24 protein-coding genes are annotated in these 26,737 nt (G+C 62.6%); 9 read left to right on the forward strand and 15 right to left on the reverse strand.

What is annotated here, in order from left to right:
* Nucleotides 1–95: 95 nt before the first annotated feature.
* Entirely contained in the window at nucleotides 96–1,028 is a 933-nt protein-coding gene (locus tag HQ843_RS24195) for a DMT family transporter (protein ID WP_180900808.1), read from the reverse strand.
* A gap of 124 nt (nucleotides 1,029–1,152) precedes the next feature.
* On the opposite strand from HQ843_RS24195, the gene HQ843_RS24200 reads away from it, so the two are divergent.
* Nucleotides 1,153–1,296: a hypothetical protein gene (locus HQ843_RS24200; protein ID WP_180900807.1), complete on the forward strand. Its 144-nt coding sequence runs from the start codon at nucleotides 1,153–1,155 to the stop codon at nucleotides 1,294–1,296.
* A 74-nt stretch (nucleotides 1,297–1,370) separates the two neighbouring features.
* Here HQ843_RS24200 and HQ843_RS24205 read toward each other — a convergent pair whose 3' ends face one another.
* The 6 genes from HQ843_RS24205 to HQ843_RS24230 all read right to left on the reverse strand — a co-directional run bounded on the left by HQ843_RS24205 (nucleotide 1,371) and on the right by HQ843_RS24230 (nucleotide 7,536).
* The gene (locus tag HQ843_RS24205) at nucleotides 1,371–2,453 is read right to left on the reverse strand and encodes an ABC transporter ATP-binding protein (RefSeq protein ID WP_180900806.1); all 1,083 of its coding nucleotides are present in this window, start codon (nucleotides 2,451–2,453) and stop codon (nucleotides 1,371–1,373) included.
* A complete protein-coding gene (locus HQ843_RS24210) occupies nucleotides 2,450–3,277 on the reverse strand; it encodes a carbohydrate ABC transporter permease (RefSeq protein WP_180900805.1) in 828 nt (275 codons plus the stop codon). Before HQ843_RS24210 ends, HQ843_RS24205 begins: the two co-directional genes overlap by 4 nt.
* Nucleotides 3,274–4,176 carry a carbohydrate ABC transporter permease gene (locus tag HQ843_RS24215; RefSeq protein WP_180900804.1) on the reverse strand — a complete coding sequence of 301 codons (903 nt, stop codon included), beginning with the start codon at nucleotides 4,174–4,176 and terminating at the stop codon, nucleotides 3,274–3,276. The genes HQ843_RS24210 and HQ843_RS24215 overlap by 4 nt, the downstream gene beginning before the upstream one ends.
* A gap of 118 nt (nucleotides 4,177–4,294) precedes the next feature.
* On the reverse strand, nucleotides 4,295–5,530 hold the full coding sequence (locus tag HQ843_RS24220) for an ABC transporter substrate-binding protein (RefSeq protein WP_180900803.1): 1,236 nt from the start codon (nucleotides 5,528–5,530) through the stop codon (nucleotides 4,295–4,297).
* Nucleotides 5,531–5,588: 58 nt separating this feature from the next.
* The gene (locus tag HQ843_RS24225; protein WP_180900802.1) at nucleotides 5,589–6,491 is read right to left on the reverse strand and encodes a sugar phosphate isomerase/epimerase family protein; all 903 of its coding nucleotides are present in this window, start codon (nucleotides 6,489–6,491) and stop codon (nucleotides 5,589–5,591) included.
* 4 nt (nucleotides 6,492–6,495) lie between these two features.
* On the reverse strand, nucleotides 6,496–7,536 hold the full coding sequence (locus tag HQ843_RS24230; protein ID WP_180900801.1) for a Gfo/Idh/MocA family protein: 1,041 nt from the start codon (nucleotides 7,534–7,536) through the stop codon (nucleotides 6,496–6,498).
* Nucleotides 7,537–7,669: 133 nt separating this feature from the next.
* On the opposite strand from HQ843_RS24230, the gene HQ843_RS24235 reads away from it, so the two are divergent.
* The gene (locus HQ843_RS24235) at nucleotides 7,670–8,686 is read left to right on the forward strand and encodes a LacI family DNA-binding transcriptional regulator (protein WP_180900800.1); all 1,017 of its coding nucleotides are present in this window, start codon (nucleotides 7,670–7,672) and stop codon (nucleotides 8,684–8,686) included.
* A gap of 10 nt (nucleotides 8,687–8,696) precedes the next feature.
* On the opposite strand, the gene HQ843_RS24240 is transcribed toward HQ843_RS24235, so the two are convergent.
* Nucleotides 8,697–9,482, reverse strand: coding sequence for an SDR family oxidoreductase (locus HQ843_RS24240; protein ID WP_180900799.1), 786 nt, complete (start codon nucleotides 9,480–9,482; stop codon nucleotides 8,697–8,699).
* Nucleotides 9,483–9,503: 21 nt separating this feature from the next.
* Here HQ843_RS24240 and HQ843_RS24245 point away from each other — a divergent pair, with 21 nt between their 5' ends.
* Nucleotides 9,504–10,397, forward strand: coding sequence for an alpha/beta hydrolase family protein (locus tag HQ843_RS24245; protein ID WP_246710215.1), 894 nt, complete (start codon nucleotides 9,504–9,506; stop codon nucleotides 10,395–10,397).
* Between the two features lie 47 nt (nucleotides 10,398–10,444).
* On the opposite strand, the gene HQ843_RS24250 is transcribed toward HQ843_RS24245, so the two are convergent.
* The 7 genes from HQ843_RS24250 to bglB all read right to left on the reverse strand — a co-directional run bounded on the left by HQ843_RS24250 (nucleotide 10,445) and on the right by bglB (nucleotide 19,431).
* Nucleotides 10,445–11,521 (reverse strand): ABC transporter ATP-binding protein, encoded by a 1,077-nt coding sequence (locus tag HQ843_RS24250; RefSeq protein ID WP_180900798.1) that lies wholly within the window; start codon nucleotides 11,519–11,521, stop codon nucleotides 10,445–10,447.
* A gap of 9 nt (nucleotides 11,522–11,530) precedes the next feature.
* Nucleotides 11,531–12,583, reverse strand: a complete 1,053-nt coding sequence (locus HQ843_RS24255; protein ID WP_180900797.1) for a carbohydrate ABC transporter permease — start codon at nucleotides 12,581–12,583, stop codon at nucleotides 11,531–11,533.
* On the reverse strand, nucleotides 12,580–13,545 hold the full coding sequence (locus HQ843_RS24260) for a carbohydrate ABC transporter permease (RefSeq protein ID WP_371822149.1): 966 nt from the start codon (nucleotides 13,543–13,545) through the stop codon (nucleotides 12,580–12,582). The genes HQ843_RS24255 and HQ843_RS24260 overlap by 4 nt, the downstream gene beginning before the upstream one ends.
* A gap of 71 nt (nucleotides 13,546–13,616) precedes the next feature.
* Complete coding sequence (locus HQ843_RS24265) at nucleotides 13,617–14,879, reverse strand: ABC transporter substrate-binding protein (RefSeq protein ID WP_180900796.1); 1,263 nt, start codon at nucleotides 14,877–14,879, stop codon at nucleotides 13,617–13,619.
* Nucleotides 14,880–15,005: 126 nt separating this feature from the next.
* A complete protein-coding gene (locus tag HQ843_RS24270) occupies nucleotides 15,006–17,504 on the reverse strand; it encodes a hypothetical protein (RefSeq protein ID WP_371822110.1) in 2,499 nt (832 codons plus the stop codon).
* Nucleotides 17,501–18,334: a 5-dehydro-4-deoxy-D-glucuronate isomerase gene (gene kduI, locus HQ843_RS24275; protein ID WP_180900795.1), complete on the reverse strand. Its 834-nt coding sequence runs from the start codon at nucleotides 18,332–18,334 to the stop codon at nucleotides 17,501–17,503. The genes HQ843_RS24270 and kduI overlap by 4 nt, the downstream gene beginning before the upstream one ends.
* Nucleotides 18,328–19,431 carry a beta-galactosidase BglB gene (gene bglB / locus HQ843_RS24280; RefSeq protein ID WP_180900794.1) on the reverse strand — a complete coding sequence of 368 codons (1,104 nt, stop codon included), beginning with the start codon at nucleotides 19,429–19,431 and terminating at the stop codon, nucleotides 18,328–18,330. The genes kduI and bglB overlap by 7 nt, the downstream gene beginning before the upstream one ends.
* Before the next feature lie 97 nt (nucleotides 19,432–19,528).
* Between bglB and HQ843_RS24285 the strand changes: the two genes are divergently transcribed.
* From HQ843_RS24285 to HQ843_RS24310, 6 genes are all read left to right on the forward strand, one after another.
* Nucleotides 19,529–20,575, forward strand: a complete 1,047-nt coding sequence (locus HQ843_RS24285) for a LacI family DNA-binding transcriptional regulator (RefSeq protein WP_180900793.1) — start codon at nucleotides 19,529–19,531, stop codon at nucleotides 20,573–20,575.
* Between the two features lie 197 nt (nucleotides 20,576–20,772).
* Nucleotides 20,773–21,810 carry an NAD(P)-dependent alcohol dehydrogenase gene (locus tag HQ843_RS24290; RefSeq protein ID WP_180900792.1) on the forward strand — a complete coding sequence of 346 codons (1,038 nt, stop codon included), beginning with the start codon at nucleotides 20,773–20,775 and terminating at the stop codon, nucleotides 21,808–21,810.
* 438 nt (nucleotides 21,811–22,248) lie between these two features.
* The gene (locus HQ843_RS24295; protein WP_180900791.1) at nucleotides 22,249–23,133 is read left to right on the forward strand and encodes an AraC family transcriptional regulator; all 885 of its coding nucleotides are present in this window, start codon (nucleotides 22,249–22,251) and stop codon (nucleotides 23,131–23,133) included.
* Nucleotides 23,134–23,228: 95 nt separating this feature from the next.
* On the forward strand, nucleotides 23,229–24,143 hold the full coding sequence (locus HQ843_RS24300; RefSeq protein WP_180900790.1) for an ABC transporter substrate-binding protein: 915 nt from the start codon (nucleotides 23,229–23,231) through the stop codon (nucleotides 24,141–24,143).
* Nucleotides 24,144–24,211: 68 nt separating this feature from the next.
* A complete protein-coding gene (locus tag HQ843_RS24305) occupies nucleotides 24,212–25,714 on the forward strand; it encodes a sugar ABC transporter ATP-binding protein (RefSeq protein ID WP_180900789.1) in 1,503 nt (500 codons plus the stop codon).
* Complete coding sequence (locus HQ843_RS24310; RefSeq protein ID WP_180900788.1) at nucleotides 25,704–26,690, forward strand: ABC transporter permease; 987 nt, start codon at nucleotides 25,704–25,706, stop codon at nucleotides 26,688–26,690. The genes HQ843_RS24305 and HQ843_RS24310 overlap by 11 nt, the downstream gene beginning before the upstream one ends.
* The last annotated feature ends 47 nt before the right edge of the window (nucleotides 26,691–26,737 follow it).

A 26,737-nucleotide genomic window follows, 5' to 3' on the forward strand; every position in this document is an offset into this window, starting at 1 on the left:
CCCGGAAAATGAATATCCTGTTATTTTAGCACTATTTTCAATATGTTACAGACATTTAACCTGCATTAAACATCAGCCATGGACAGCCGGAAACCTCATTTCGCCGCAATCCTGGAGGGCGCAGGCGTGCCGGCCCGCGCCGCCACGGTCGCCGCCGCCAGGATAAGCCCCATTCCGGTCAATTCGACCGGGGATGGAACCTGTCCGAAAAACGCCACGCCCCAGATCGCGGCGAAAACCAGATAGGCGTTGTCGAACAGGCCGATCACCGGCGCCGGCGCCATGCGATATGCGCCGGCCACCGAAACCGTGATGATCATCAGGAACGCCGCCAGCAGGCCGAGAACCGCCCGGTCGGCGACGCCGAGCTGCGGCCAGACGCCGAAAATGAAACTGCCCTCGATGCCTGCATCCATCAGGGAAAGTGCTGCCAAAAGCCCGCCGCCGGCGCAAACCAGTGCGACATTCAGGTTGAAAGCCATGGCCACCGGTCGCTCATCGCGGCATCGGCTCCAGGTGATGATCGCGCTCAACGCGTAGCAGAACGCCGCAAGCAGCGGCAGGACGACATAGGGTGATGGCATGGCGGCCGCCGGATTGACGGCCAGAAACACGCCGACCGCGCCTGCGATCACCGCGACCAGCCGGCGCAATCCGAGCGGCTCGCCAAGGACGACGCGGGAGATCAGCGCCATCCAGAGCGGCGCGGTGTAAAAGCATGCCGCCGCCAGCGCCAACGGTATTTCCGGCAGCGCCGCATAATAGAAAAACCACATAGCCACCAGGCAGAGGCTCCTGAGCGTTACCCATAACGGACGGTCAGCGCCGAGCCTCCTGCCCCGCGCCCACGCCCACAGGCACAGCAAAAGGCCCGCGCCGAGCGAGCGCATCAGGATCAGCTGGCCGAGGCTGTAATGCGCGCCGGTCAGCTTCACCAAAGCATCGGACAGCGAAAGCAGCAGCACCGCAAAGGTGATCAGGGCGATGCCGGCGAGCTGGCCGGAATTGGGGGCTTTATTGGATGACATGGCGACACAGAAGCAGATTCGCTTCCCGGATGGAAATGAATAGCGGTGATGTTATGCTTCAGCGGGTCTTATGAAATGCGAGACCCGCGACAAGCGGGCTTTGAAAGGGAACAGGGGAAACACCATGACCAGATTATGCCTTGCCGCCGTGCTGATTCTGTCGACCACAACCGCCGCCTTCGCCCATGGCGGCGGCTGCCGCAAGAGTTCGCCGCCCGGCCAGTGCTGCCATATGGAGAAAAGGGTCGGCAAAGTGCACTGCCACTGAGAGGGGAATCTCCGGTCCGTCGACAGAAAACCTCGACCGGCGAAGTCGCGGCTGGGGAATATGCGGCCGGCAACCTACCGGCTTTTGAAAGCCAGCCTTTCGCCCGTTTGTGCGTCGAACAGGTGAAGCTGCGGGAGATCGAAGGCAACGCCGACGACATCTCCGGGCCTGACGTCCGTGCGACCGTTCAGAACCAGATTGAAGTCCTCGGCGCCATCGCCGGCAAGATAGGTGCTGAAGCCGGTGCTTTCCACCGTCGCGACAGAGAACTTCAGCATGGCTTCATCGTCGGCAACGAGACGCAGATGCTCCGGCCGCAGGCCAACGGTGACGGAACGCCCCTCCGGCAAGCCCGTCTCGATGGAAATGGTCTGCTGCCCGCCCAGCTCAAGCGTAAGCGATCGGCCGCCTTGACCAATGCCGGCAGCGACGAAATTCATGGCCGGCGAGCCGATGAAGCCTGCAACGAACCTGTTGACGGGCCGGTCGTACAGCTCAAGCGGCGCGCCCTGCTGCTCGATGACCCCGGCGCGCATGACCACGACATGGTCGGCCATGGTCATCGCCTCGATCTGGTCATGGGTCACATAGACCGATGTCGCGCCCAGCCGGTCGTGCAATGCGCGGATTTCCTTGCGCATCTGCACACGCAGGGCGGCGTCCAGGTTGGAAAGCGGTTCATCGAACAGGAAGGCCTTCGGGTGGCGGATGATCGCCCGGCTCATCGCCACGCGCTGGCGCTGCCCGCCCGAAAGCTCGCGCGGATAGCGGCCCAGAAGCTCCGATAGTCCCGTGGTCTTTGCAACCTCAGCAGCAGCCCTCTTCGCCTCGGCCTTTCCGACGCCGCGAATCCTGAGGCTGTAGGTCAGGTTCTCCTCGACGGTCATATGCGGGTAAAGCGCATAGGACTGGAACACCATCGCGAGATCGCGCTTGCGCGGGGGCACGTTGTTCATCGTCTCGCCGGCGATGATCAGGTCCCCGCTCGATATCTTCTCCAGCCCGGCGAGCGAACGCAGCAGGGTCGACTTGCCGCAGCCGGAGGGACCGACCAGGGCCACGAACATGCCCTTGGGTATGCCAAGGTGAATGTCTTTCAGGGCGTGATAGGCGCCATAATACTTATTCACGCCTTCGAACTGGATATGATAGGTCATTTGAGGGCTCCAGAGGTAAGGCCGGATACGATACGGCGTTGCAGAAGAACGAAGATGGCGAGGATCGGCGTCACATAGATGGTCGAATAGGCCATGATCTTGTTCCACTCGGTGGTGTTCGGACCCATGAAGCTGTTGAGACCGACGCTGGCCGGCTGCAATTCGGCGGCCTGGATCATCGACTTCGAATAGACGAATTCGCCGAAGGCCTGCATGAAGATCAGGATGCCGCTGACGAGGATGCCATTGCGCGCCAGCGGCAGGACGATCCTGAAGAAGGCGCCGATCCGGGAGTTTCCGTCGACCATCGCCGCCTCCTCAAGTTCGATCGGCACACTCATGAAGGTTGCGCGGACGAGTACGACGAAGAACGGCATGCTCTTTGCAGCAATCGCAAGGATTACGGCCAAGCGCGGAAAGTCGAGAAGCCCGACCTGCGAAAACCCGACGAAGATCGGCGTGATCATCAGTGACGCCGGCAGAACCTGCAACAGCAGGATCAGGAACAGGCCGGCGTCGACCCAGCCGCTGCGATAGCGGGCGAGCACATAGGCGCAGCCCACGCCAAGCACCGAGATCAGCACGACGGAGCCGGTGGCGATGACCAGCGAGTTCCAGAGATAGCGCGCCATGTTGCGGCTCGCCCAGACATCGCCATAGGTCGACCACTGGGGATCGGACGGTAGCAGGCGCGGCGGCGTGGCGAACATCGCCGAGCCGGTCTTAAGGCTGGTGACATACATCCAGTACAGCGGAAACAGGTAGATGATCGCCAGAATGACGGCGATGGCGAGCATCAGGCGGTTGCGGGACGTATCGCTCATCCTCTCACCTCATGGCGTGTGGAGCGGACATAGACCAGCGACGCGAACATCACGAACACGATCATGATGACCGAAACCGTCGCGCCCCTGGCGAAATCATACTGGCGGAACGACAGATCCCAGGCCCAGTACTGGGCGACATTGGATGAATTATTGGGGCCGCCGTCGGTTATGGCGGCAAACAGATCGAACTGCTGCAGGGTGAAGATCAGACCGAGCGCGACCACCGCCCCGATCGTCGAACGCATCATCGGCAGAGTGATGGTCCAGAACCGCTGGAAGACGTTGGCGCCGTCAAGCTCGGACGCCTCATAGAGATCCCGCGGGATCGAGGACAGTCCGACCGAAAGCAGGATCATGTTGAACGACGTGCCCAGCCATATATTGGCGAGGATGACCGCCCACAGAGAATAGGACGGGTCCGAACGCCAGTAGATATTGCCGTCCGTTATTCCGGTTGCCGTCAAAAGGAAATTGAGGACGCCGTAATCTCCCGAAAGGATCCAGTTCCAGATTGCGCCGACGACAAGGCCGGGCATCACCCATGACACCAGAAACAGGCCGCGCAACCACGAGGCTCCCGGGAATTGCGTGCCGAAGAACAGGGCAAGCCCGAAACCAAGGATGAACTGGCCGGCAATCGAGGCAACGACGAAGATCGCCGTATTGAGCAGGATACCGAACGTCTCCGGCTGGCTGAAGAGATCGACATAATTCCGGAAACCGACAAACGGCCGCATGATCTGCCCCATGCTGAACATGTCGACTTCCTGAAAGCTCATCAGCACATTGTAGATGAGCGGCAATCCGGACAGCAGGAACAGGAAGGTCAGCGGCACGGCCACCAGCGTGATATCGAAGCCACGACCATCGGTCAGGCTGGAAAGGATGCGTTTCATAGCTCCTCCGGCGTTGCCCTTAAAACCATCCGGCCGCCGGGGGCGGCGCGGATGGTTCTTCGGGAGGCAAGGGGCCGGCGGCTCATCACAAGGATCAGGGCCGCCGGTCAGGCGAAGATTACCGATCCGGAACGGCGGAAATCTTCTGGGCGGCCTGGTCCAGCGCGGCCTGCGGGTCCGTCTGTCCCGTCAGCGTGGCCTGGATGGCGTCCTGGATCGCCTTGGAAATCTTCGGCCATTGCGGATGCGGACCGCGCGGCTTTGCGTATTGCAACTGCTCGACGAAGGTCGCCAGAGCCGCATCCTTCAGGGCGTTGCCCGTGGGCGGGATCGAGATGTCGGACCGGGCCGGGATCTGGCCGTAATTCTCGAACATCGTGTCATCCTGCGAGACGAAATATTCCAGCACCTGGAAGGCTTCCTTCGGATGCTTGGAACTGGAGAATATCGCCCAGTTGTAGTCGCCCATGGCCGATGACCGCTCGGCCCCTTCTTCCGGAACGGGCAGCAGCGCCACGCCCCAGTCGAAATCAGCGTCCGCAAGCATGCGGTCGATTTCCCACGGGCCGGAAATGGCCATCGCGGCATTGCCGGCGTTGAAGGTTGCCGTTGCATTCCACTGGCTGTTGGTCAGGGTATCGGGAGAAGCGAGCTTCTCGTCCATGATCTCCTTCCACGTCGCCAGCGCCTTCACCGCGCCTTCGGTGTTTAGGTGGTCATAAGTGGCGCCGCCCATCTGCGCCCATGGCAGGAACTGGAAGGTGCCCTCCTCGTTTGCCTTGGCCGAGAAGGCGAGACCATAGACGTTGTTTGCCGGATCGGTCAGCGTGCGGGCCGTCTCGACAAGCTCGTCCCAGGTCTTCGGCGGCTGGTCCGGATCGAGCCCGTGTGCGCGGAACATATCCTTGTTGTAATAGAGCGCGATCGTATTGGTGGCCTTCGGCACGGCGTAGTATTTGCCGTCCCAGGTCGCCGATTCCAGCGGGCCGGGGAAGTAGTTGTCGGCATTGATGACATCCGAGGCTGCGATCATGTCGGTGAGATCGAGAAACGCGTCGCGCGAAGCGAACATCGCCGTGTTCGGATTGTCGATCGCGATGATGTCGGGCGCGTTTCCGGTGGCATAGGCGCGCATCGCCTCGCTCACGACGTCATCGAACTGGATCTCGCGATAGTCGACATGAATGCCGTTATCGAGATCGTTGAACTCTTTCACCAGATTGGGCGCCGGCTGGATGTCCTTGTCCAGCGACCAGACGGTGATGGTCGTATCTTCGGCATTGGCGGCCAGAGCACAGGCCGATACGCCGGCAAGCGCGAAGGCGCCTGCCATAAGGGTCTTGCGAATTGACATTTTCTCCTCCTTTTTCTCCTCTCGCGCCATCCGGCTCCCAAAGCCGGGATAAAGGCGGCTATTGCGGATCGACGACGAATTCGCCGCCCCGGCAATTCTTCAGGTGGTTCAGCGCGTGAACCTGCCCCGTCATTTCCAGCTCGTCGCGATAGACCGGATCGTGCCAGCCTTCGATGTCGATCGAGCCGGACCAGCCGGCGAGCCGCAGTTCCGAGATCACATCCGTCCAGTTGCTGTCGCCGAAGCCCGGCGACCGCATTAGGACGAAAGGATGCTTGCCGAAAATGCCGTGCTCGCGGATCACCTCCCAGCGAATGGTGGCGTCCTTGCCATGCACGTGGAATATCTTGGGTGCCCATTTGCGGATCTGGGGCAGCGGATCGATGAGATAGACCATCTGGTGGCAGGGTTCCCATTCGAGCCCGATATTGTCATCCGGCGTCTCGTTGAACATCAGTTCCCAGGCATCGGGGTTGTGGGCAATGTTCCAGTCGCCGGTCTGCCAATTGCCGTCCATCGCGCAATTCTCGAAGGCGATCCGCACGCCCTTGTCGGCAGCCCTTTTGGCAAGCTCGCTCCAGATCTCGCGATAGCGCGGCAGGCTTTCCGTCAGCGGCCTGTTGCGGATGCGGCCGGTGAAGCCAGCCACACAATTCGCGCCGAAATGATGGGCGTTGTCGATGCAGTCCTTCCAGCCCTGAAGGGTGTCAAGATCGATATCGGTCGTTTCAAGGGGATTGCCGAACATGCCGAGCGTCGACATCGTGATGTCGCGATCGCCGATGGCATCGCGGCAGCGCTTGCCGAGTTCGGCAAGGTCCTGGCCCCGGGTCGTCTGCCAGAAGAAGGGCTCGAAGCTCTCAAAGCCCATATCGGCGATCTTGCCGATGCGCTCGGCGGCGGCGCCTTCCGTGGCCTTGATCATGGTTCCGATACGGATCGCTGTTGCGGGATTGGTCACGAATTCATTCCTTTGCTTGCAAATCGACGGGAACACCGGTGCGCGCGCTTTCGATCGCGCCGAAAATCATTGCGAGGCTGTTGATGTTGTCGTCGCTCGCGGTTTCAGGCCTTGCGCCGCTGCGCACCGCGCGGACAAAGTCGACCATGACGCTCGCATGGCCATGCACATGATCCTCGTCCGGCGCCGGCGGCATTTCGAGCGTCCTGAAGCCGGCGAGGAGGCCCGTTTCATCTCCGGACGTGGTGACATCGAAGCCGGCATCACCATCCCAGGTGATCATGCCGCGCGAGCCGACGAGCCGCCAACTGCCTTCCCAACTTGTCGGGCGGCCCTCGGCGCACCACGAACCGCGATAGGTCAGAACCGCATCCCCGGAGAGGCGATAGATGGCGTTCGCCGCCGCGCCATGGGCATACCACGAGCCCGACGGATTGGTTTCGACGCAATAGACCGAGAGCGGCGTCAGGCCGGACACGAAGCGCGCGGCGTCGAGCGTGTGAACGGCCATATCGAGCAGCAGAACATTGTCCATGGCTTCGCGGAAGCCGCCGAAATGGGGGCCCAGAAAGAAGTCGCAATGAACACCTGTGAGATCGCCGATCAGCCCCGCCTCGACCGCGCGCCGCAACCGCCTGATACCCGGAATGAAGCGCCGGTTCTGGACCACGGCGTGGATTTTCCCGGTTTCGGCCGCAAGCCTCGTCAGATCACGCGCTTCCTGCATCGTGGACGCCAGCGGCTTTTCGCTGAGGACATGGCAACCATGGCGCAGGCCGGTCGCGGCAACGGAATGACGCGCGGAGGGAATGACCACATCGAACAGGAGGTCGGCATCGCATTGCCGAAGAACATCGGCGAGGTCCGTCCCAATGACGATGTCGCCGAGATCGAATTCGGTCGCCAGCGCTGCGGCGGTGGCGCGATCCAGATCGACGAGGCCCACCAGTTCGATGGCGTCGCCAAGCTCTTCATTTGTCTGCAGCGCGCGAAGCCAGCCCTTGGCCATAGCTCCGCATCCGCACAGAACGGCTTTCATTTTCACGAATTTCCTCCCTCCGGACGGCAATTTCCTTCTCCGCACCGCCCGTAAACGTTTACGGGACTATGAACGACCTGTTTAATATGTCAATGCAATTTCCGTAATCGTTTACGAAAAATTGCGCGAGGACGGCTTGATGACAGGCATTCGCCAGCTAGCGGATCATCTCAATATCTCCATCGGCACCGTCTCGCGGGCGCTGAACGGCAAGCCCGACGTCAATCCGGACACGCGCCGCCGGGTGCTCGAAGCGGCCGAAAAACTTGGCTATGTCGCCAATCAGGCAGGGCGTTCGCTGCGCAAGGGCAAGACCGGTATTGTCGGCTTCATGATGGAAACCGACCCGGAAGTGAGCCGCTATGGCGACCTGTTCTTCAGCAGCGTCTTCGATGGCGTGCAGAGCGTGTTGTTGCGTCATCAGCTCGACCTCGTGACCCTGCTTTGTTCATCAAGCGAGGAACCGGACGCCTATCTCGACCGTATCGTCGCGCGCGGCTTTGTCGACGCCGTTATCCTGTCCGGTACGCGCCGGCACGACCCGCGATTCGAGCTTCTGGCGCGGCGCAAGATACCCTTCATCCCGCTCGGACGCAGCCTGACCGATGTCGGCCAGCCTTGGATCGACCTCGATTTCGAAGGCATGGCCGAAACGGCAATCAACCGTCTCGTCGCAAGAGGACATCGCCGTATCGGCGTCATCTGGCCGCATGGGGATCACAATCTGGCCTATGTCTTCATCGACCGGATCCGCGATACGCTCGCGCGTCATAACCTGTCCCTGCCCGACCATTATATTTTCAAGGGGCCGCCCAACGAAGACGGCGGCTACCGGATCGCCAGGGATATCAAGACCTGCGAGGAACCACCGACGGCCATCGTGCTCGTCAACGAGGCAATCGTCATGGGGCTCTATCGCGGGCTTTCCGAAGTCGGACTGAAGCCCGGCAAGGACCTCGCTATCATAGGAAGGCACAGCCCCCAGGCGAAGTTCCTGTCGCCGAGCCTCACCTCTTTCGACCTGTCTCTGCGCGACCTCGGCATAGCGCTAGCGGAAACGCTTCTGGGCTCCATGCCCGCCTATCGCCAGTTCTACCCGGATATCGTCGCGCGGCGGATCTGGCCGATGACGCTGGTGGAGGGCGAGAGCGGCTGACGGCGTTCGCTCAGCGCGAAAGCCAGCCGCCATCGACCGCCAGAATATGGCCGTTGACATAGGCGGCGGCGGGTGAGGCGAGGAACAGGGCGGCGCCCGCGATATCCTCCGGCCGGCCCCAGCGCCCGGCGGGAATGCGCTCGAGGATTTGGCGGGAACGCTCCGGATCCTCGCGCAACGCCTTGGTATTGGCCGTGGCGATATAGCCCGGCGCAATCGCGTTGACCGTCACCCCGTGCGGCGCAAGCTCGTTGGCGAGCGCCTTGGTCAAACCGGCAACGCCGTGCTTGGCGGCAGTGTAACCCGGCACGCGAATGCCGCCCTGAAGGGACAGCAGCGACGCGGTCATGATGATCCGTCCCGCGCCCGCCGCCTGCATCCGCCTTGCCGCCGCCTGGGACAGGAACCAGACCGCATCGAGATTGGCCGAAAGCACGGCCCGCCAGTCGCTCTCGGAGTGATCCACCACATCGCCGCGCCGGATCGTGCCGGCATTGTTCACCAGGATCGAGATATCGCCGCCAAGGCCTTCCGCCGCGGTCTCCAGCAGCTTGTCCGCGCCTGCGGCATCGAGCGCGCCGAGATCGGCGGACACGCGAGCAAAGGCGCGGCCGGTAGCGCCGACGAGCCGGGCGGTTTCATCCCCCGGGTTCGAATGCACGGTGATCGCCACATCCGCGCCGGCCTCGGCAAGCGCCACGGCGATCGCCTGGCCGATGCCGCTCGCGCCGCCGGTGACTAGCGCGCGCTGGCCTTCGAGGCTGAACTGGTGTTTAAGATAGGCTTCGATACTCATGGTCGGCTCTCCGGATAATTGATGACATTACGACAGGACCTGCGTGAAAAATTCGAGATCGACGCGCATCCGCTGACGCTCAGCGAACGCGTCGGCATCCAGCACGACGGAATGACGCTGGAGCGGCTGACCTTCGCCACGAAGGACGGCGAGCGCGCGCGCGGTTTCCTGCTTCGCCCGCCGGGCGATGCGCCGGTTCCGGCGATCCTCTACATCCACGCCCATGGCAATGCCTACGATATCGGCGCGGACGAACTTCTTGACGGGCGCAAGGCGCTGCTGTCGCCGCTGGGACCGGAATTCGCGCGCCGGGGTTTCGCGGTGCTGATGATCGAGCTGCCGGCCTTCGGCGCCCGTTCCCGCCCCGGCGAAAGCGCCCGGGCGAAGGCTGCGCTCTGGAACGGCCAGAGCCTTGCCGGTCAGATGCTCGGCGAACAGGCCGCCGCCTTCGACTGGCTGGCATCCCGTCCCGACATCATCGCCGAGAGGATCGCCGTTTTCGGCATTTCCATGGGCGCGACATTCAGCTACTGGCTGGCCGCCGCCGAACCGCGCATCGCGGCCAGCGCGCATCTTTGCGCCTATGCCGATTACGCAGCGCTGATTACCGCCGGCAATATCGATCTTCACGGCATATACCTCACGGTGCCCGGCCTCCTGGGCCTTGCCGGCAACGGCGAAATCGCCGGACTGATCGCGCCGCGACCGCAGCTCATCGGGATCGGCGACCTCGATCCGCTGACGCCGCCCGCAGCCTTCGAGCCTGCCTTCGCCCAGACCCGGCGGGCCTATGAAGAGGCGGACGCCACGGACCGGCTCGTACTCGTGCGCGAGCCGAAGGCGGGTCATGTGGAAACGCCAGCCATGCGCGCTGCGGTATTTACATTTCTCGACCGTCATATCGGCCTCGCCTGATGCGACCGGCATGGCCCGGAAACGGTTCCAATCCGGGCTGAACCGTTTCAGTTCACCCGCTGCTCGTCCGCGCCGAACAGGTGCAGCCGCGCCGGGTCGAAGCGCAGCGAAACGCGCTCCGCCTCGGGGTCGATCTCGCCGCCGCCGAAAACCGCGACGAGCTTCTGCCCGCCGGCGGTCTTCGCATGGACGACGGTTTCCGGCCCGAGCGCCTCGATCAGGGTGACCTCCGCCTCGATCGCATCGTCTCCGCCCGATGAAAAATCATGGGGACGGATGCCCAGCGTCGCGGCATCGCCGGGCTTCAGCCCGGTATTGGCGCAGGCGACCCGCGCCCTGAGCCCGCCCGGCCCCTCGACGCGGACCGCATCGTCATCGACAGCGCTGACGGTGACCGGGAGGAGGTTCATGCGCGGCGCGCCGATGAAGCCGGCAACGAACAGGTTCGCGGGCCTGTGGAACAGATCCAGCGGCTTGCCGATCTGTTCGATCCGGCCCGCGCGCATCACCACGATCCGGTCGGCCAGCGTCATCGCCTCGACCTGATCGTGGGTGACATAGACCATGGTGGTTGTCAGCCGCTCGTGCAGCGCCGAAAGCTCGGCGCGCATGGTGATCCGCAGTTCGGCATCGAGATTGGAGAGCGGTTCGTCGAGCAGGAAGGCCGTCGGATTGCGCACCACCGCCCGGCCGATCGCCACGCGCTGCTTCTGCCCGCCCGAAAGCTGCCCCGGCCGGCGGTCGAGATAGGGTTCGATCTCGAGCATGCGCGTGGCTTCCTGGATGCGCTCCTCGATCTCCGGTTTCGGCATGTGGATATTCTCAAGCCCGAAGGCGAGGTTCTGGCGCACCGTCATATGCGGATAGAGCGCATAGGACTGGAACACCATGGCAAGGCCGCGATCGGCGGCCGATGCCTTTGTGACGTCCTTGCCATCGATGACGATCGCGCCCGAGGTCGGCTTGTCGAGGCCCGCGATCAGCCGCAGCAGCGTCGATTTCCCGCAGCCTGACGGACCCACCAGAACCGTGAACTCGCCGTCCGGGATATCGAGATTGATGTCGTGCAGGATCTTCAGCTTGCCATAAGCCCGATCGACCTTGCTCAGCGTGATCTGTCCCATAATCTCTACCTATTTCAGTCCGGAGCCGGCAATGCCGGAGGTGATGAAGCGTTGCAGGAAGACGAAGACAAGCACGACCGGGATCATGGTCACGACCGTCATCGCCAGAATGTAGTGCCACTGGACGTTCAGCTCGCCGGCATAGGTGTTGAGCCCGACCTGGAGGGTATAGACCTCCTTCGACGACAGCACGACCAGCGGCCAGAGAAAGTCGTTCCAGCGCCAGACCACAGAGAAGATCGCAAGCACCGCAAGCGCGGGTGCGGCCAGCGGCAGCACGATGCGCCAGTAGATCTGCCATTCGGAGGCATTGTCCATCCGCGCTGCGTCGAGAAGCTCGTCGGGGATCGTCAGCATGTACTGGCGCAGCAGGAACACGCCTGTGGGCGTGGCCACCGTCGGCAGGATGACGCCCCACAGCGAGTTGTAGAGCCCGACCGCGCTGACCACGGAATAGAGCGGCACCAGCAGCACCGAAAGCGGCACCATCAGCGTTCCGACGATCAGCATCAGCACCGCGTCGCGTCCCCGGAACTTGTATTTCGACAGCGCGAACGCCGCCATCGAGTTGGTCACCAGCGTGATCAGCGTGGCCATCACGGTCACGAACACGGAATTGCGCAGATAGAGCAGGAAATCATTGCTCTCGAGCGGGGTGACGTAGTTCTCCGTCGCAAAGCCGATCTCGCGCACGGGCGTCCGGTCGGCGATGTTGACCTTGACGATTTCGCCGGGATCGGCCGGGTCCACCATCTGCGCGACGATGCCGATGCGGCGCACTTCGGCCATCACCTTTGTCGAGCCGTCGGGCAAGGTCACATGGTGGAGGTTGAGCGGCTTGTCGTAGCCCTCGACCTCCACCTGCTGGCTGACATAGGGCAGGATGGTGGGCGGGAACTCGGCCAGTTGCGCCGGCGATTTGAACGAGGAAAACACCAGCCACAACGCCGGGCCGAACATGATGATCAGCCCGCCCACCAGCCAGACCCAGGTGACGATATCGGTCCAGTGCCAGCCGCTTCCGCCGCGCCGGCGGAACAGGAACTTCGAAACGGCGTTCATTCGCGCGCTCCCTTGTGTTCATTGCGCCGCCCGAGGCCGAGTTGCGCCAGCGTCAGCACCACCAGCACCAGCCCCATCAGGATCGAGGCGGCGGCGGCAAGGCCCGGATTGCGCAGCAGCGAGGCGAAACCGACCTCGTAGATATACTGGGTCAGATACATGGTGGAGGTGCCCGGACCGCCTCCCGTCAGGACGTAGACCTCGTCGAATATCTGCACGGCGCGGATCAGCGACAGCACGATGACCACCAGCAGGTTCGGCATCAGCAGCGGCAGCGTGAGCCGCCAGAACACCCTTGCGGGTTTGGTGCCATCCATCTCCGCGGCCTCGTAAAGGTCGCGCGGGATCGCCTGAAGACCCGCCAGCAGGATCAGGGTGAAGAAACCCATATGCGCCCAGACCGAAACCGAGACCGCAGCCGTAAAGGCCGGCAGGCGCTCGGTCAGCCAGTCATGGGTATCGGCACCGAAGGAATAGAGAACGTAGTTGAGCAGGCCCTGACGCTGCAGGATCCAGCGCCAGATCAGGCCGACGACGACGGGCGACAGCAGCACGGGGAAGAAGAACACCGCCCGCCAGAATCCCCTGCCCGCGATCTTGCGGTTGAGAATGAGCGCGGTGATCATCGCCGTGAGCGTCATCAGCGACACCTGGAAGAACACGAAGATGGCGGTGTTCTGCGCCGCCTTCCAGAACAGGTCCTCCCGGCACGTGCCCGGATCGAGATAATTGCCGCAATCGAGAAGCCGGCCATATTGTTCGAGGCCGACAAAGGTCCGGTCGGCGAGGAAATACGCCGAGCCGGAGGTCATCGAATAGAAGAAATTCATGACCAGCGGGATCAGCACGAACACGCCGAAAATCGCCATGTTCGGCGCCAGGAAGAACGCCGCCATGCCGCCGGTGCCTGTTGCCCGCTGCCACGCCTTCAGCGGCGGGTTCAAAAGCGCGGCCAGCCACATGACCGGCGCCGTAACCACGGTACCGGCCATGTGCTTTATGTCGGACAGGTTCGCCACTGTCTTGCGCTTGCCTATTGTGCGACCTTGTCGGCGATATCCTGGTCGATGCGCGTCCAGGCCTCGTCGAGGGTCAGTTCACCGGCCATGACCTGGCTGATGCGGGTCACGAGCGCGCCGTAATAGGCGGACGCCCAGCTCCATGCCGGCAACGCGTCTGCCGCGGGCAGCGTCTCGGCGGACGACTTCACAAAGGCATCAAGCGCCGGGCCGACATTCTTGTCGTCGGTGGCCCATTTCATGCCGCCTGCGGCAATCACGCCCTTATGCGCGGGCAGGAACAGGGTGCGCTCGGAGAACTCCTTCACCACCGGAGCGCTGGCCAGATATTCCATGACCTTGGCGACATCCTCGGGGTTCTTGGTGTATTTGATGCCCACCAGAGCCGCGCCGCCCTTCAGGCCGGAGCATCCGACCGTGCCGCAGGGCGAGCCGGTGGCCACCCAGTCGAAGCCGTCGCCGATCTTGGTCGACAGGTTCGCGACCTGCCAGCTTCCCGAATAGTAGAACGGGATCTGGGCATTGATGAAGTCGTCGGCGGCCGCGCGATAGGTGGAGCCGGCGGCGGACACCCAGGTATCCTTCAGCATCAGGCCGTTATTGGTCCAGTCGACGAGCTTGGTCGCGAAGGTCTTGGTTCCCTCGTCCACCGGCGCCGGCATTCCATCGGGGCCGATATAATTGGCGCCATAGGATACGTTCGGCCCGGAAATGCGGTGGCCGGAGCGGTCGATCGCGAAGGCCGCTGCCGTCTGCTGGTTCTTGGCGACTTCGGCCGCGGCATTGACCCAGTCGTCCCAGGTGGCCTTGTCGCCCGGCAGATCGACGCCAGCCTGCTCGAACAGGGTCTTGTTGGCAAAACCGCCGGTCAGCGTCAGCTGCGTCATGAAGCCGGTGATGGCGTCGGAGCCGTCCGGACGCATCCAGTCGGCCTGGGCGCCGAAATTCTCCTCCCAGTAAGCCGGATCGGAAAGGTAGGGCCTGAGATCGAGCCAGTGCTGCGCCAGCGCCTTGAGGTCGGTGACGCGGGCGATATCGGGACCCTGTCCGGCTTCGAGCTGGATCGGGAGCTGCTCCTGGATCACCTTGTAGGCGACGTTGTCGAGCGTGACGTTGATATCCGGGTTATCTTTCATGAACCGGTCGACAAGGTCCTGCATGACCTCGCCCTCGACACCGTCCGAATACCACATGATCCGCACATCGCCCGCGAATGCGGATGTCGAGGCCATGAACCCCGCCGCAACGATGGATAGAATGCTGACTGCATTTCTCATATCATTTCCTCCTCTTCAACGGGCCTTCGCCCTTGCCGATCATCGGCCTCATATTGCCCGCCTTGCGGCGGGCGTCTCCCGTGGGCCTCTCCCTGCCCAGCGGCAAATCCCCGGGCTGAAAGCGCTTCAGAACGTCCGCGCCGCGCCCTCGATCGTCCACTCCGCCGGATCGAGCCTGCGCCCTTCGGCTTCGACAGAGCCGTCGGCCCCGAAGCGAACCATACCGTATTCCGGGTCGTCCACCAGAATATCACCATTGGCCTGATCGACCCAACGCAGTGCTCCAACAGCATCTTCAAGCGCGCTTGCGCTGTCGTGGTCGCCCAGACGCACGATCCATGTGGCCTTGCGACCGGGCGCGCGCAGCTCGTTACCCGCTGTTGGCCCTGTCGTGACAAGCTGAAGGCCCGTATCGACCTTCAGCATAACGCATCCGCCGCCGCTCAACGCCAGCGCCGTATTGCCTTCAATGCGCGCTTCGTCGAATGCGGCCTGCGGGAACCATGCATGGGTGAAATCCGGCTGCTCGTCCGCGCAGTCGAAACGCACCACGGCAAGGCCGCGATACTGGTGCACGCGCGGCAGCGTACCCGAGCCGCCCCAGTAGGACGGCCGTCCATAGCCCGAATGCAGCACCTCGCCCGGATGATTGATCCAGATGGTCGCATCCGGATTGTCGCCGAGGCGCAGATGCAACACCGTCTCCTGATAACCCCATTGGTTCCAGCGATAGGCGACGGCGCTGCCAAGCGCATAGGAGGCGGTCTTGTAATGGTAGAGCCGCGCAAACCTGTCCTGCCCCTGCGCGAAGGTCCATTCATGCCCTTCATTACCGGAAACCGAGGCGACGGCCGCCAGTTCCCCGGGGATATGCAAACCGTGATCGCGCAGGCACAGCGCCAGTTGCGGCAGCGCGTGAAAGCGCATGCCGTAATTGCCCCGCCCCCAGATCATCCGCGCAATACCCGAAAGCTCAAGCGAGCGCGATGCCCGCAATGTGTGCTCATAGGAGCGGCCCTGCGCGCCGGTCATGACGCCGTGATGGGCCGAGCGGGCGACGATTTCGACAAGCCGGATGATGGCCTTGCCCGCGCGGTCTGCAATGTCACCGTCGGGCGCCAGCGCATAGAGCGCGCACAGCCCCTTCAGGTCGATCGGGAAATAGGGCGCGGAATTGAACTCCGCCATCTCCCATTTCTCAAAGTGATCGAGCCAGGCGCGCACCCGCGCGGCCCCGACCGCCGATTGTTCGACGCCCGTCCGCCCAGATCGCACGAACCGGGCCTCGGGCAGCATATGCCCCGCCAGATAGGCCGCCGTATGAAACAGCAGCGCGTGGTTTTCCGAAAAATACCACTGCACGTCATTGCCGGGCTCATCCATCCAGTAGCGATAATTGAGGATGGCGGCATCGACGCGGTCCCGGACTTCGGCGCCGATCTCATCGCCATAGGCGGCGCGGCACCAGATCAGCGGCACGAGAATGAAATCGGCGCAGTCATGGCAATCCTCGATCGCCGGCAGCGCGCTTGCGATCATGGCGTCGGTCGCCGCGCCGGTCATGCCGATGGCGAACCGCGCGAGCGCCCGCACCGTATCGGCCTCGGCGTGGTTTGCGACTTCGCCGAGCGCTTCCTCTATCCGCTCGGTGAGGCTTGCCGGCGCAAGCCCCTGACGCGCCACATGGCAGAGTTCGACGCCGAAAACGCGCGAAACCGCGTAATCGCCGCAGGAAAGCGTCACTTTGAAATGGCGGAAGTCGGCAGGCAGGTCGGCGGTATCGGCAACCGCCAGCCGCAGCGATCCGGCCGCAAGTTCCCGCTCGAAGCTCAGCGGCTTCTCGATCGACATGAAGTCGCCCTCGATCACCACCTTCGCCGTCACATCGACCGGCAGTCCGGTATCGGCAACCAGAGCCACCTCGCCCTCGCCATAGGCCGGCTTTTCGAAATGCATCGAGGCGAGCATGGCTTCCATCGCATCGGCGACCGGAGCCTCGACGGCAATGGGCAAGGCGTGTTCGACCAACGGGCCGGAAACATAATCGAGCTGGAAATAATAGCGCGCGTCGCGCTCGGCCAGATCGTCAAAGAAGATGCCGATCACATTGTCACCGGCCTCAAGCTGGACGGTAAACTCTTCGATCGTCTCGAGATTGCGCCCGTAAGGCGCCATGAAACCGGCCTCGCGGCCATTGACGAACAGCACCGCGCCGCCGCAGGTGCGCAGCGCAAACCGCGCCGCGCCGGCCGATTGCGCGCGGATCGTGGTTTCGGCAAAGGTTGCAAGCTCGGTGGCGCGGAACCAGAAGCCCGAAAGGTCCACGCGCGGCGAGCCGAACGGCAGCCAGACGCGCGCAAGCTTCGGCGTCGTCGCCCCGACCTCGGGCCGCTTGCCTCGTCTTTCGGCGGCAAACAGCGTCCGGCAGGGATATTCGTGCGGAATGAAGTTCTTGTGCTTGGTCAGAAAGAAGAAGGGGTCCATTTCCCCCTGCATCGGCTGGTCGGGCGCATCGTAGCGCGCCTCGTCAGTGGCCGAAAGCCGCCAGTATACCACCGGCTCGCCCGCCTGAAGCGGACGCCTGAGCGTCATATCCGTCTCCATCTGGTTCGACGCCGAATTCATCTGAGCTCCCTGATCGCTACCGGATCGACATCGGTATAAGCCTGATTTTCGCCGGTCATGCCCCACACGAAGGCATAGGGCCCCGTGCCCGCGCCCATATGGATCGACCATGCCGGCGAGATCACGATATCCCCGTTCGCGACGACCAGATGGCGGGTATTGTCCGGACGGCCCATCAAATGGAAGACACGGTCTTCCTCGCCGAGATCGAAATAACAATAGGCCTCCATTCGCCGCTCATGGAGATGCGGCGGCATGGTGTTCCAGATGCTGCCCGGCGCCGGATCGGTAATGCCCATCAGAAGCAGGCAGGACGGCGCGACCTCGGGGTGGATATACATCCGCAATTCACGCTTGTTGGACTTCGCCGCATCGCCCATCACCAGCGGCTTGGATTCTTCCCTTTTGATCAGGCGGTGTGGTATGTCCGCCCCGGCGGGAACAGAATTCATGTAGAACCGTGCCGGATTTTTGGCATCCGCGCTTTCGAGGGTCACGTTCTGCGCGCCGCGTCCGACGTAAAGAATGTCGCGGTTTTCGAGGTCATGGCGCTTGCCATCGACCGTGATCGCGCCCGCGCCGCCGAGATTGGCGATCCCCATCTCGCGCGCGTCGAAAAATGCCTTCGTCCCGACCTCTGCCCCGTCGCCGAAGCCGAGCGCATCGGAGGTCGGAACCGCGCCGCCGACAATCATGCGATCGACATGGGTATAGGCAAAGCGGAGTTCGCCGGCCGTGAAAAGCCCTTCCACCATGAACTCGTCGCGCAGCCGCGCCGTGTTCATGCTGTCGATATCGGCAGGCGAAGCGCCGTAAAGCGTTTTCAGCATGCTTTCCTCATCCTTTCATTGCTGTGATGCAGCCCTTCGGCAAGACACAGGATTGCGAGCGCCTGACCATAGCCTGTCGGCTGCACAGGAATATCACGATAGAACTGGAGATCATGGCCCATGCGGGTGCCGTAGGAAACGTTCGAGACCACGCCGTCAGCGCTGATATTGGCCATGACCGCGTCCAGCGCCTTCAGCCCCGCTGCCCCGCTGCCGGGCGGGCCGAGGCCCTTGCGGGCGGCCTTCATCAGCCCGAAGCCGAAGCCGGCCGTCGCCGAAATCTCCTCATAGGAGGACGGGTCGTCCACCAGCGTGGTCCACGCGCCCGAAGCGGTCTGGAACTTCAGCAACGCCTCGATCTGGGTTTCGAGCACGCCGAGAAGATAGGCCTCCACCGCAGGCGACAGATCGCAGAGTTCGATCAGTTCGAGAATGCCGACCGTGATCCAGGCATTGCCCCGGCCCCAGAGCGCGCCGGCGAAATTGTGCCGGCCGGAAAAGGTCCAGCCGTGATACCAGAGCCCGGATTTCGGATCGGCGAGATAGCGCGCGTGAACCAGAAACTGCCGCTCTGCCTCGTCGACAAAGCGCCGCTCGCCCGACGCCTGCCCGTAGGAGGCCAGAAACAGGGCGACCATGAACAGCGTGTCGTCCCACAATTCATTGTCGTTGATCTTGTCGGAGACATCGTGCTGGAAGCCGCCCTCCGGCGTTCTCGGCATGTCGGAGACCACCCGCTCGGCCCAGTCGCGCAAGACCGCCTCGTAGCGCGGCTGGCGTTCGCGACGCCAGATTTCGCTTAAGGCCAGCATCGGCGCGGTGGTGTTGACATTCATCTTCGGCAGGCCGGCCGCAATCCGGCGGTCGTACCAGCTCTCGAGAATTTTCAGTTGCGCGTCGTCGCCGGTATGCCGCCACAGACGCGCGAGCCCGTAAAGCCCGACGCCCTGCGGCCATTCCCAGCTGTCGAAACTGACGTAGTCGCCCGGCGTGCCGTCGAGATTGGGCTCGTTGAAGCGCCCGTCGTGGCGCAGTCCCGTCATCCCGCGCACCAGCGCCGACAATACATCGGAAATCTGTTCGGCCGTGGTCGGCATGCTTCCTCCCGTTCATTCCTCCGGGACGAACTGTTCCATAGATAAAGCTGTTGCGCAATTTGCAAATTTTTTGCAAACTTGGACCCATCAAGGAGAAATGACCATTCAGGGAAAGCGCGGCAAGCCGAACAGACGGGTTCGGCTGGAGGAAATAGCCCGCAATTGCGGGGTCTCGGTTTCGACCGCCTCACGCGCGCTTTCGGGCACCGGCGGGGTCAAGGACGATTTGCGAGCGCGCATCGTCGAAACGGCGCTCGCGCTCGGCTATGTCAACCCGACATCGGCCGCCGGGCGACGGATCATTCTGGCGACATCCAGCGTCGCGATGATCGACCACCAGCGCAACCAGTTCACCTTTCACGTGCTGGACGGTCTGCAGGAACGCGCTGCCGCGCTCGGCATCGAACTGGTCACCCGCGCGGTTTCGACGCCGGAGGATGAAGCGCTGCTGCTGGCGGAAGGAGAACAGGATGCCTCGGTCGCCGGCTGCCTTTTCCTGACGCTTGATGATGCCCAGGTCCTGACCCGCTCCGAGGGATTTTCCAAACCGATCGTGCTGATCAACGGCGATGACCCGGCCATGCGCCATTCGAGCGTGACGCCCTGCAACCGGTCCGCGGCGCAGCTTGCCGCCGGCCATCTTCTGGATCAGGGCCACAGCCGTATCCTGTTTCTGATGCATCCGGGCCGGCGCACGATCGAGCGCCGTTTCGAAGGCTGGCGCGATGCGATGCGCTCACGCGGCGTCGATGACATTGATGATCTCGTGGTAACGGTCGACGACTGGCTGCCCGAGCTTGCAAGCCGGGCGATCGCCGGACGGCTTGCCGAGCGCGGTCCCGATTTCACCGCCGTGCTGACCGCCGGAGACAGCCTCGCCTACGGCGCGATGCTCGCCATAAAGCAGGCGGGTTACCGGGTGCCGGAGGATTTCTCTGTCGTCGGCATGGACGACCTGCCGCTTTCCGGCTTTTCCGACCCGCCGCTGACGACGATGCATATTCCCATGCGCCACATCGGCTCCGCCGCGCTCAGCCTGCTGCTCGACGATCTCGGCGTCACCCGCCTGCCCGCGCGGCGCGTGGAGCTTGCCTGCTGGCTGGTCGAGCGCGCGTCGACCGCGCCTGTGAGGCTCCCCCGGTAACGCGCGCCCTCACGCTGCCCCCAAGGCCGGTTGATACGCCAGAGGAACGGCTCCGATACTTTTTTCACCGCCGCGAAAATTGTCGGCGCTGAAACGCGTTTTTTTGTTTACGCACGTCCTTCAAAGGGACTAGCGAAAGGACAATCTCAGGCCGGGACGGCCAACAACAAATCGAATTTCATATGGGAGGACATGACATGCAGGCACTGGTTCTGGAGAGAAAGGGCGAACTTTCGCTGCGCGATTTCGACGTACCGGTCGCGCTCGGCGCGAAGGATGTGCGGATCAAGACCCACACGGTCGGCATTTGCGGCTCCGATGTTCACTATTATACCCACGGCAAGATCGGCCATTTCGTCGTTCGCGAACCGATGATCCTCGGCCATGAGGCTTCCGGCACCGTGGTCGAGACCGGATCCGAGGTCACGCACCTGAAAGCGGGAGACCGGGTCTGCATGGAGCCGGGCATCCCCGACGTCACCTCGCGTGCGTCCAAGCTCGGCATCTACAATGTCGATCCCGCCGTGCGGTTCTGGGCGACGCCGCCGATCCATGGCTGCCTGACGCCGGAGGTGATCCACCCGGCCGCCTTCACCTACAAGCTCCCGGATACGGTCAGCTTCGCGGAGGGCGCGATGGTCGAGCCGTTTGCGATCGGCATGCAGGCGGCGCTGCGCGCCCGCATCCGGCCCGGCGATATCGCCGTCGTCACGGGGGCCGGCCCGATCGGCATGATGGTGGCGCTGGCGGCCCTTGCCGGCGGCTGCGCAAAGGTGATTATCGCCGATCTGGCGCAGCCGAAGCTCGATATCATCGGCGCATATGACGGCATCGAGACGGTCAATATCCGCAATCGCCCAGCCGCCGAGGCGGTTTCCGAGGCCACCGATGGCTGGGGCGCCGATGTCGTCTTCGAATGCTCGGGTGCAGCGCCCGCGATCCTTGGCGTGGACAAGCTTGCCCGCCCCGGCGGGGCCGTCGTGCTGGTCGGCATGCCGGTCGAGCCCGTTCCCGTCGATATCGTCGGATTGCAGGCCAGGGAACTCAGGGTCGAGACCGTGTTCCGCTATGCCAATGTCTATGATCGCGCGATCGCCTTGATCGCCTCGGGCAAGGTCGACCTGAAGCCGCTGATCTCGGACACGCTGCCGTTTGCCGACAGCATCGCCGCCTTCGACCGCGCCGTCGAGGCCCGTGAAACCGATGTGAAACTCCAGATCGTCATGCCGGATTGATCCGTCAGTTGCTGGTCCCGCGCTCTCATGGGGCCAGCAACGGCGCGGGAACCTTCCGGGTCCCGAAATGTTGGATTCGCCCCTCAAAACCTGCAAGAAAAGTATAAGGGCCGAATGGTGTTTATCCGCCGATCGCCTGCAGATTGACGATTGACGGGTCATGGCATTGTTGCAGCATTTTCCTTGTTTTAAGTCGTAAAACCGCGAGTTTCTCGTTGCAATGCGGTATCAGACTTCTGCGATGCCAAATCCCTGGCTTCGTTCAGGGACAGCACCCTGTCGATTTCTTCCTTTTTTCAAGCAAAAAAGTATCAGTAAATTTTTTGTGGTGATGTTGAGGCGGACCTCGGGCGCAGCGTAGTGTTTCCTCAACGCCGATGCCGTGGAGGGAGCCACGACAACCGCCGCAAGGCAATCGACGGCGAGGGAGGATAGAGGATGCAGCCGGATCTGGAGCTTGTTCATATTCGCAAGGGTGAATCCTTCGCGGCATGGAAGCATGGCTACCCGTTCCGCACCGTGCGCTGGCACTATCATCCCGAATACGAAATCCATCTGATTGCAGCGACCTCGGGCAAATTCTACATCGGCGACTTCATCGGTGATTTCCAGCCCGGCCAGTTGATCATGACCGGACCGAACCTGCCGCAGAACTGGATCAGCGATGTGGGGACCGACGAAATCGTTCCGGCGCGGTCGCTGATCATCCAGTTTCCCGAAAAGTTCATCGAGGATGCCTGTAAGGCGATGCCGGAAATGCAGGCGATCCGGCCATTGCTGGAGCGCTGTCATCGCGGCCTTCTTTTCGACGACGCCACGAGCCGGATCGTGCGGCCGCTGATGGAACATCTGATCGAGGCGCGCGGCATGCAACGCCTTTCGCTGTTCTGGCAGGTGCTCGACATTCTGGCCGAGGCCCCCGAGCCGGAAGTGCTCGCCAGTCTCAGCTACGAGCTCGACGTTTCCGATAACGATGCCGGCGGGGTCAATCGTGCCATAGCCTATCTGCGGGAACACCTCACGGAGCCGGTCGACGAGAGCGAACTCGCCGACCTCGTGGGACAGAGCGCAAGCGCCTTTTCGCGCGCCTTCAAGCGGCACACCGGCACGACGCTGGTTCGCTACAAGAACCAGTTGCGGATCGATCTCGCCTGCCGGCTTCTTCTTGATTCCGAGGAGATCAAGGTGGCCGAGATCTGCTACGAAGTCGGGTTTTCGAACCTGTCGAACTTCAATCGCCACTTCCTGAAGTTCAAGGGCATGTCGCCCTCGCAGTTCAGGACGACGTTTGCGGCCAACGGGGCTCTGGCCATGGCCGACTGAGCGCAGACCACAATCGAAATTCAGCAATTCGGGCGACATGGTGTTGTCCGGAAACGGGAGGCCTTTGCCTACCCGCACCAATGGGAGGACTTGAAATGAATGTTCTGACGAAGACACTGTCCATTGCAGCCCTTGCCGCGACGACGGCACTGCCGGCGCTCGCCCAGGATGACGGCCTGAAGATCGGCATGACCTTTCAGGAGATGAACAATCCCTATTTCGTATCAATGAAGGAAGCGCTCGATGAAGCGGCCGCCAGCCTTGGCGCCGAGGTGATCGTGACCGATGCCGGGCACGATGTGGCCAAGCAGATTTCCGACGTTGAAGACATGCTGCAGCAGAATATCGACATTCTTCTGCTGAACCCGACCGACAGCGCCGGCGTCGAGGCGGCCGTGAACATGGCCAAGCAGCAGGGCGTGATCGTCGTTGCCGTGGATGCCAATGCCGCAGGCCCCGTCGACACGTTCGTCGGCTCCAAGAACCGCGATGCCGGTTATCAGTCTTGCAAATATCTCGGCGAGGCGCTGGGCGGCTCGGGCGAAGTCGCGATCCTCGACGGTATTCCGGTGATCCCGATCCTCGAGCGTGTCGAAGGCTGCAAGGCCGCCCTTGGTGAATTTGACGGCATCGAACTGGTCGATACGCAGAACGGCCGTCAGGACCGCTCGGTGGCACTTGGCGTGGTCGAGAACATTATCCAGTCGCACCCGAACCTCGCCGGCATCTTCTCCGTCAATGATGGCGGCGCAATGGGCGCGCTGGCGGCCATCCAGGGGTCCGGCAAGGATATCAAGCTGACGTCGGTCGATGGCGCTCCAGAAGCCGTCAAGGCGATCAGCGATGGCACGCCGTTCATCGAGACCACCGCGCAGTTCCCGCGCGACCAGGTTCGCGTCGGTCTTGCCATGGCGCTCGCCCAGAAGTGGGGCGCCCGCGTGGTGCCGAAGGAGGTTCCGATCGACGTCCGTGTTGTCGATTCCGAAAACGCAGCGGATTTCAGCTGGTAACGTCTCCTCCAGGTCGCCCCCGCGTTCTTTTGGGGCCGGGGGCGGCCGTCCATGCTCGGGAAAAGATCATGCTGGAACTGAACGGCATCAAGAAAAGCTTCGGGAGGATCGAGGTCCTGCATGGGGTCGATCTCCATGTCGAGGCGGGTGAAATCCATGCGCTTCTGGGGGAAAACGGAGCCGGAAAGTCGACCCTGATGAAGATCGTCTGCGGCATCTTCCGGCCGAGTGAAGGCACGATCCGCGTTGACGGCAACGAGCGTCATTTCGCCGATTATGACGAGGCGATCGAAGCCGGCATCGGTATCGTCTTCCAGGAATTCAGTCTTGTTCCCTATCTCACAGCCGTCGAAAACATGTTTCTTGCGCGTGAGATCAGCAATCGTTTCGGCCTGCTCGACCGCAGGGCGATGCGGCAACGCGCCCGCGAGATCCTGCGCCGGCTCGATGTCGATCTTCCGCTCGATGTTCCCGTCGGCCGGCTTTCCGTCGCCGAACAGCAGTTTGTCGAAATCGCCAAGGCGCTGTCCCTCAATGCGCGGATACTGGTTCTGGACGAGCCGACGGCGACGCTGACGCCATCGGAAGTCGAGCATCTGTTCAAGGTCATGCGCGAGTTGCGCAGCCAGGGCGTCGCGGTTGTCTTCATATCCCACCATCTCGAGGAGATTTTCGAGATCTGCGACCGCATCACGGTGCTGCGCGACGGAGAATTCGTCGCCACCTGCCGCGTGGCCAACGTCGATCACGACCGGCTTGTCGAGATGATGGTCGGGCGGCGCATCGAAAACAGCTTTCCGCCCAAGCCTGAGCCAAGACCGAACGCGCCCATGCGGCTTGAGGTCAAGGAGATCCAACTGCGCAAGGGCGGGCCGGTCTCGCAGTTCGAACTGCGCGAGGGCGAAATTCTGGGTTTTGCCGGTCTGGTCGGCTCCGGCCGCACCGAGACGGCGCTGGCCATGCTCGGCGCCCATCCGGCAAGCCGCTGCAAGATGCTGATCGACGGCGTGGAGACGCGCCTCAGTTCGCCGGCCGATGGTCTGGCGCGGGGCATCGGCCTGCTGCCGGAAAGCCGCAAGACGGAGGGGCTGATTACCAGCTTTTCCATTTTGCAGAATGTTTCGCTCAACAATTACCGCAAGTACCGGGCGGCTCGGCTCTTCATCGACATGAAGAAGGAGATGTCCTCCACGCAGACCGCGATGGACCAGGTGCGCGTCAAGGCACAGGGCCCCCGCGCCCGTGTCGATACGCTGTCCGGCGGCAACCAGCAGAAGGTGGTGATCGCCCGCTGGCTCAATCACAATATGAAGGTCCTGATCTTCGACGAGCCGACGCGCGGCATCGATGTCGGCGCCAAGGCCGAAATCTACCAGCTGATGCGCGATTTTTCGGCCAAGGGCTATTCCATCATCATGATCTCGTCGGAGCTTCCGGAAATCGTCGGCATGTCGGACCGCGTCTGCGTCTTCCGCCAGGGCGGCATCGTCGCGACGGTTGCGGGCGAGAGCATCAATTCGGAAGAAATAATGAAGCACGCAACCACCGGGAGGGTTCAAAATGTCGCATGATGCAAATGCCGATGCGGTCGACGCTGACGACAGGGCAAACGACAAAAGCTGGAGCCGGCTGCTTCATTCGCCGCTTGTTCTGCCGCTCGCCGGGCTTGTCGTGGTTTCCATCCTGATGGGGCTCGCCAGCGATAACTTCTTCAGTGTTTCGAACATCTTCAATGTGTTGAGGCAGGTTTCGATCGTCGGCATACTGGCGGTCGGCATGACCTTCGTCATCCTGACCGGCGGCATCGATCTGTCCGTCGGCGCGGTGATGGCGTTTGCCGGAACGATCGCGGCAGGCCTGATGGTCAATATGGGTCTGCCGGGCTGGGTGGGACTTCTGGCCGGGATCGGCGTGGGCATAGGCCTCGGCGTCTTCAACGGCGTGCTCGTCGCCTGGGGAAGGATGCCGGCGATCATCGTGACTCTTGCCACGATGGGCATCGCCCGGGGCCTGGGGCTGATCTATTCCGGAGGCTATCCGATCAGCGGCCTTCCCTCCTGGATCGCATGGTTCGGGATCGGGCGGATCGGCAATGTACCGGTTCCGGTCATCCTGATGTTCATCGTCTACGGGCTTGCCTGGGTCCTGCTTCAGCGTACGCCCTTCGGCCGCCATGTCTACGCCATCGGCGGCAATGAAACCGCGGCAAAGCTCTCGGGCGTGAAGACCCAGTACGTGAAATTTGCCGTCTACGCGATTTCCGGACTGACGGCGGCGCTCGCGGCCGTGGTGCTGACGGGACGGCTGATGTCCGGCCAGCCCAATGCCGGCGTCGGTTTCGAACTCGACGCGATCGCCTCGGTCGTGCTCGGCGGCACCGCGATTGCCGGCGGGCGCGGTCTGGTGCTTGGCACGCTGATCGGCGCGGTGCTTCTCGGCATCCTCAACAACGGCCTGAACCTGATGGGCATCAACCCTTACCTGCAGGACGTGATCAAGGGCTTCATCATCCTGCTCGCCATCTATATCGGCCGCGAGTGGCGCTGAAACGCGTGTAACAAACACACAACAAAAAAACGCAGATTCTAGGAGAA

Origin of the sequence: Martelella sp. NC20 (genome assembly GCF_013459645.1) — a bacterium.
Lineage (GTDB): Bacteria > Pseudomonadota > Alphaproteobacteria > Rhizobiales > Rhizobiaceae > Martelella.

Excerpts from the sequence above, each read along its gene's own strand:
- HQ843_RS24195 (WP_180900808.1), bottom strand. The coding sequence starts at position 1,028 with ATGTCATCCAATAAAGCCCCCAATTCCGGCCAGCTCGCCGGCATCGCC.
- HQ843_RS24200 (WP_180900807.1), top strand. The coding sequence starts at position 1,153 with ATGACCAGATTATGCCTTGCCGCCGTGCTGATTCTGTCGACCACAACC.
- HQ843_RS24205 (WP_180900806.1), bottom strand. The coding sequence starts at position 2,453 with ATGACCTATCATATCCAGTTCGAAGGCGTGAATAAGTATTATGGCGCC.
- HQ843_RS24210 (WP_180900805.1), bottom strand. The coding sequence starts at position 3,277 with ATGAGCGATACGTCCCGCAACCGCCTGATGCTCGCCATCGCCGTCATT.
- HQ843_RS24215 (WP_180900804.1), bottom strand. The coding sequence starts at position 4,176 with ATGAAACGCATCCTTTCCAGCCTGACCGATGGTCGTGGCTTCGATATC.
- HQ843_RS24220 (WP_180900803.1), bottom strand. The coding sequence starts at position 5,530 with ATGTCAATTCGCAAGACCCTTATGGCAGGCGCCTTCGCGCTTGCCGGC.
- HQ843_RS24235 (WP_180900800.1), top strand. The coding sequence starts at position 7,670 with ATGACAGGCATTCGCCAGCTAGCGGATCATCTCAATATCTCCATCGGC.
- HQ843_RS24240 (WP_180900799.1), bottom strand. The coding sequence starts at position 9,482 with ATGAGTATCGAAGCCTATCTTAAACACCAGTTCAGCCTCGAAGGCCAG.
- HQ843_RS24245 (WP_246710215.1), top strand. The coding sequence starts at position 9,504 with ATGACATTACGACAGGACCTGCGTGAAAAATTCGAGATCGACGCGCAT.
- HQ843_RS24250 (WP_180900798.1), bottom strand. The coding sequence starts at position 11,521 with ATGGGACAGATCACGCTGAGCAAGGTCGATCGGGCTTATGGCAAGCTG.
- HQ843_RS24255 (WP_180900797.1), bottom strand. The coding sequence starts at position 12,583 with ATGAACGCCGTTTCGAAGTTCCTGTTCCGCCGGCGCGGCGGAAGCGGC.
- HQ843_RS24260 (WP_371822149.1), bottom strand. The coding sequence starts at position 13,545 with ATGTGGCTGGCCGCGCTTTTGAACCCGCCGCTGAAGGCGTGGCAGCGG.
- HQ843_RS24265 (WP_180900796.1), bottom strand. The coding sequence starts at position 14,879 with ATGAGAAATGCAGTCAGCATTCTATCCATCGTTGCGGCGGGGTTCATG.
- HQ843_RS24270 (WP_371822110.1), bottom strand. The coding sequence starts at position 17,504 with ATGAATTCGGCGTCGAACCAGATGGAGACGGATATGACGCTCAGGCGT.
- kduI (WP_180900795.1), bottom strand. The coding sequence starts at position 18,334 with ATGCTGAAAACGCTTTACGGCGCTTCGCCTGCCGATATCGACAGCATG.
- bglB (WP_180900794.1), bottom strand. The coding sequence starts at position 19,431 with ATGCCGACCACGGCCGAACAGATTTCCGATGTATTGTCGGCGCTGGTG.
- HQ843_RS24285 (WP_180900793.1), top strand. The coding sequence starts at position 19,529 with ATGACCATTCAGGGAAAGCGCGGCAAGCCGAACAGACGGGTTCGGCTG.
- HQ843_RS24290 (WP_180900792.1), top strand. The coding sequence starts at position 20,773 with ATGCAGGCACTGGTTCTGGAGAGAAAGGGCGAACTTTCGCTGCGCGAT.
- HQ843_RS24295 (WP_180900791.1), top strand. The coding sequence starts at position 22,249 with ATGCAGCCGGATCTGGAGCTTGTTCATATTCGCAAGGGTGAATCCTTC.
- HQ843_RS24300 (WP_180900790.1), top strand. The coding sequence starts at position 23,229 with ATGAATGTTCTGACGAAGACACTGTCCATTGCAGCCCTTGCCGCGACG.
- HQ843_RS24305 (WP_180900789.1), top strand. The coding sequence starts at position 24,212 with ATGCTGGAACTGAACGGCATCAAGAAAAGCTTCGGGAGGATCGAGGTC.
- HQ843_RS24310 (WP_180900788.1), top strand. The coding sequence starts at position 25,704 with ATGTCGCATGATGCAAATGCCGATGCGGTCGACGCTGACGACAGGGCA.